The sequence below is a fragment of the Thiohalocapsa halophila genome (genome assembly GCF_016583825.1).
Taxonomy (GTDB): Bacteria; Pseudomonadota; Gammaproteobacteria; order Chromatiales; family Chromatiaceae; genus Thiohalocapsa; species Thiohalocapsa halophila.
In genome coordinates, this window is the sequence record NZ_NRRV01000138.1 from 1 (window position 1) to 4,210 (window position 4,210).

Consider the following 4,210-nt stretch of genomic DNA (forward strand, 5'->3'; position numbering starts at 1 on the left):
TTATCTGGCCTACGCATCGACACGGCTGTTACCACCCGCGCCGCAAGGCTCGATACTGGGCTCGCGGCTCACGATTACCCAGGCGGGACTCTCACCCGCTAGAACACGCGGCCTTGCCAGGCCGCACCATCCCCGTGTTCACGGCCATCGGCAGCTTCGCCGGCACCCAGGTGCTGCCGGCGTGCTGCTGGCGTTGTGGCTCGGCATCCGCCTGCGCCGGCGCATCCAGCCCGAGCATTACCGGCGCCTGCTGCGGCTCGGGCTCTGGGCGCTCGCGGCAGGGCTGGTGTGGGACGTGCTGCGACCGGGCTGAAGCACGTCGCGGGAACGAGCACTTGCTAGGGTCCGAGCTCTGGCGGCCAGATGCAGGCAGCGTCTCGACGCCGCGCTGGTGGCAACCGCCTGAATGTCGGGCCTCCTGGCGTCGGCCCGACCTACGGGCAGGCGCACAGCGGCGACGGCACTGGGGCTCGACTCGGGCTCAACTGTCGCTCAGCCGCCTTCGCGCGTCATCTGCTCCAGCCGCCCCTGGGCGAGGCGACCCTCGGTGGTATCCGGGAAGCGCTCCACCACCGCTTCGAGCATGCTGCGGGCTTGCTTCAGGTCCTGCTGGTCTGAATAGACATAGCCGAGCTTGAGCATGGCGCTCGGCAGCTTGGGGCTGCCGGGATAGTCGCTGATGAGCCGGTTGAAGTGGGTCAGTGCCGCCGGGTAGTCTTTGGTGACATAGCCGATCTCGCCCAGCCAGTAGACTCCGTTGTCGGCGAACTGACCATCCGGGTAGCGCACCAACATGCCGGCAAACGCCTTCTTGGCGCCGGCGTAGTCGCGTTCCTTGAGCAGCTCGAAGGCGTCGCGGTAGGCCTCGCGCTCGCCGCCCTCCAGGGTCTCGGGCGAGGGCAGCGCCAGAGTGCCGCCGGCATCACCGCCGCCGCCGAGGGCGCCCACGCCGGTCTTCGGCGGCGGCGCCACCGGGACTTGGGCGCCAGCATCCTCGGCGCCGTCGGCTGCCTGCTGGCCTTGCGCTTGCGCCGTGCCTTCAGCGCCCTGTGCGCCGCTCGCCGCCAGCTCGCCAGTGCCAGTCCCTGTGCCGGACCCTATGCCGCCCTCGGCGCCCGCTCCCGGGTCATCGCCGGCGGCCTGCTCGGACTGCGTGCGCTCCGCGTAGGACTGTCCCAGCTGCGGCAGCCCGGGGCGCACCTGGCGCAGGTGGTACTGATGTAGCTCCACCTGCCCGCGCAGCTCCTGCAGCTCCTGCTGGAGCTGTTGGAGCTGCAACACGAAGTCCGACAGGCTCTGGTCGTTCAGCATGCGCTCCAGCCGCGCCAGGCGCCTGGCGAGCTCGGCGTTGGAGACCGGCTCGTCGCCGGCGCCGGGCACGGGAGACTGTACCAGCAGATCGTCGCGGCGCACCTGGGCGGTGGCAGCGGCGGCGGCGACCACGAGCGCCACGGCGATAAGCAGCCCACAGGCCCTGCGCGCCAGCCTGGCGCGGGCAGCGGCCTGGGCATTGCTCGGGTTGAGGGCCGCGACGTCAGAAGAATGCGCATTCCGGGCCATGTCAGTACACCAGTTCCACGCGACGGTTCAGGGACCAGGCCCGCTCGGAGCTGCCGGGCTCCGCAGGTCGCTCCTCGCCGTAGCTCAGGCGCGAGAGCCGCTCCGCCGGCACACCCTCGGCGACCAGGAAGCGCTGCACCGCATCGGCGCGCCGCTCGCCCAGCGCCAGGTTGTAGTCCCTGGTGCCACGCTCGTCCGTGTGTCCCTCCAGCGTCACGCGTGCGCTCGGCGTCTGGTAGATATACCCGGCATGGGTGCGCAGCAGCTCGGCGCCTTCCGGGCGGATTTCGGCCGTGTCGTAGTCGAAGTAGACGACCTTCTTGTAGAGCGGGCTGCCGGGGTCATCCAGCGGCGACAGGGGCACGGCCGGCTCCCGGGGTGCGGGCACTTCCGCTGCCACATCGCCATTGCGCTGCATGGCATCCAGCGTCTCGGCGCTCGGCGCCGCCGCCGGCGGCAGCGGCTGCTGCTGCGTGGCGCAGCCGCCAGTGACGGCGGCCGCGAGCAAGAGCGCGGCAACGGGGCGGAGATGCAGATTCACGTTGGACTCCTGGGGAGATGGACCGAGCGAGATGGGCTGGGCGAGATGGACGGGGCGAGATGGCGGCTCGACAGGGACAGGATTGCGATGGAGATCGCAACCGACTGAAGCAGCGGCCCGGCCCAGGATGGCGCTGCGGCGCGCGCGGGCCGACGGCGCCAGCAGGCATGCGAGGCGCGACCATGGGCGTCATCGTCGCATCAGCGGCGACCAGGCGGGCTCGCGGACCTCGCCGGCATCCCGCGACAGGCGGTGGCTCGCACCGGTGGAGACGGGCGTCGCCGCCAGCACGCCGCGGCCGTTGTTCTGGGTCGCGTAAATTATCATGTTGCCATTGGGTGCGAAACTCGGGGACTCGTCCAGGCGGCCATTGCTGACGTAGCGCCTGGAGCCCCCCTGGGGGTCGGTCATCACCACGCGGAAGCGCCCGCCCTCGCGGGTCACCATCACCAGCGAGCGGCCGTCCGGCGAATACTCGGCGGCGGCGTTGTAGTCCCCCTGAAAGGTCACGCGCTGCGCCATCCCGCCGGTGGGGGCGACGCGATAGATCTGCGGCTTGCCGCCGCGGTCGGACGTGAACACCAAATGGTCCCCCGAGGGCGCCCACGCGGGCTCGGTGTCGATGGCGTAGTGATCCGTCAGCCGGGTCAGCTGGCGGGTGCCGAGATCCAGCACATAGATGTCCGGATTGCCGTCCTTGGACAGGGTCATGGCGAGACGACGGCCGTCCGGCGAGAACGCCGGCGAGCCGTTAATACCCTCATAGCTGGCGATCCGCTCGCGCCGGCCGCTGCCCAGGTCCTGCATATAGATCGCCGACTGGCGGCCCTCGAAGGAGACATAGGCGAGCCGGCGGCCGTCCGGCGACCAGGCCGGCGACATGATGGGCTCGGCGGAATCGACGATGGTCTGCGCATTGAAGCCGTCCGCGTCCGCCACGCGCAGGGCCACGCGGGACTTGTGGCCGCGGGAGGTCACATAGGCGATGCGGGTGGCGAAGACACCGGGCTCCCCGGTGAGGTCCGCATAGATGGCATCGGCAATGCGATGCGCCGCGTTGCGCAGGCCCTTGCTGGTGGAGGTCACGGTGTCCGCCAACAGGGTCTTGCCGCTGAAGACGTCCATCAGCGCATAGCGGATATCGTAGCCGCCGGTGGCTCGGGGCGTGACCTCGCCCACCACCAGGCTGTTCATGCCCAGCACCTGCCACTCACGCATGTCCACGTCGTCCTCGCGGTGCGGGGTCATCAGCATCTCGCGCCGCGGCATGGGCTTGAACTTGCCGCTGCGGGCGAGGTCCGCAGCGACGACGTCGGCGATGTCCACGCCGGGCTTGGCGCCGTCGATGTTGCCGAAGGGCACCACGGCGATGGGCTGCGCGCCCTCGACGCCGCCGGTGATCTCGATGGTGAGCTTGGCCCAGGCGGTGCCCGCGGAGCCCCAGGCGAGCAGTGCCGCGAGCAGCAGCGCGGTCAGACTGAGTGGTCGTTGCATAAGCCGGCTCTCATGGCGTGAAGCGGAAATTGAAGTCCTGGAACATGTCCTCGAATTCGTCGCCGTCGGGCACCGGCAGCGGCGAGGCCTTGTAGACGGCGGAGATCACGGACTGGTCGAAGGCGCCGTGGCCGCTGCTGCGAATCACCTGGACGCTCCCCGGGATCACCTGCCCGCCCGGCTCCAAACGCAGGTTCACCACCGTCTCGACGCCGCGCGGGCTGCCCGCGGGCCGCACCCAGAAGCTGCGGATGCGGTTTTGGATCAGCGGCACCCAGCGGCTCGCCACCTGCTTGCGGGCGGAGGCCAGCTCCGCCGCCGCCAAGGCATCGCGGCGGCGGCGCTGCTCGGCCTGCTGCCGCTCCTGCTCGGCGCTTTCCTGAGCGCGCGCTCGGGCGCCCGCGCGGGTCTGCTCCTGCTCCAGCTCTGCGGCCAGCGCGGCTTGCAGCTCGCGCTCCCGCCGGGCGATCTCCTCGGCCTCCCGTCGCGCCCGCGCCTCGGCCTGGCGCTGCGCCTCCAGCTCCGCCTCGCGGGCCGCCTCCGCCTCGCGCCGGGCCTGTGCTTTGGCCTCGCGGCGGGCTCGCTCTTCGGCCTCGCGCTGGGCGGCCAGCTCGG

5 protein-coding genes are annotated in these 4,210 nt (G+C 71.0%); 1 reads left to right on the top strand and 4 read right to left on the bottom strand.

Features of this window, described 5'->3' with window-relative positions:
• The first annotated feature begins 181 nt into the window (after window positions 1-181).
• Window positions 182-313 (top strand): hypothetical protein, encoded by a 132-nt coding sequence (locus CKO31_RS27345; RefSeq protein ID WP_274607815.1) that lies wholly within the window; start codon window positions 182-184, stop codon window positions 311-313.
• A 179-nt stretch (window positions 314-492) separates the two neighbouring features.
• Here CKO31_RS27345 and ybgF read toward each other — a convergent pair whose 3' ends face one another.
• The 4 genes from ybgF to tolA all read right to left on the bottom strand — a co-directional run.
• On the bottom strand, window positions 493-1,560 hold the full coding sequence (ybgF, locus tag CKO31_RS25290) for a tol-pal system protein YbgF (RefSeq protein WP_200243449.1): 1,068 nt from the start codon (window positions 1,558-1,560) through the stop codon (window positions 493-495).
• Window position 1,561: 1 nt separating this feature from the next.
• Entirely contained in the window at window positions 1,562-2,101 is a 540-nt protein-coding gene (gene pal / locus CKO31_RS25295) for a peptidoglycan-associated lipoprotein Pal (RefSeq protein WP_322789212.1), read from the bottom strand.
• A 189-nt stretch (window positions 2,102-2,290) separates the two neighbouring features.
• On the bottom strand, window positions 2,291-3,595 hold the full coding sequence (gene tolB / locus CKO31_RS25300) for a Tol-Pal system beta propeller repeat protein TolB (protein WP_200243451.1): 1,305 nt from the start codon (window positions 3,593-3,595) through the stop codon (window positions 2,291-2,293).
• 10 nt (window positions 3,596-3,605) lie between these two features.
• Window positions 3,606-4,210: cell envelope integrity protein TolA (gene tolA, locus CKO31_RS25305; protein WP_200243453.1), on the bottom strand; the 605-nt coding region annotated here is incomplete at its 5' end.

Excerpts from the sequence above, each read along its gene's own strand:
- tolB (WP_200243451.1), bottom strand. The coding sequence starts at position 3,595 with ATGCAACGACCACTCAGTCTGACCGCGCTGCTGCTCGCGGCACTGCTC.
- ybgF (WP_200243449.1), bottom strand. The coding sequence starts at position 1,560 with ATGGCCCGGAATGCGCATTCTTCTGACGTCGCGGCCCTCAACCCGAGC.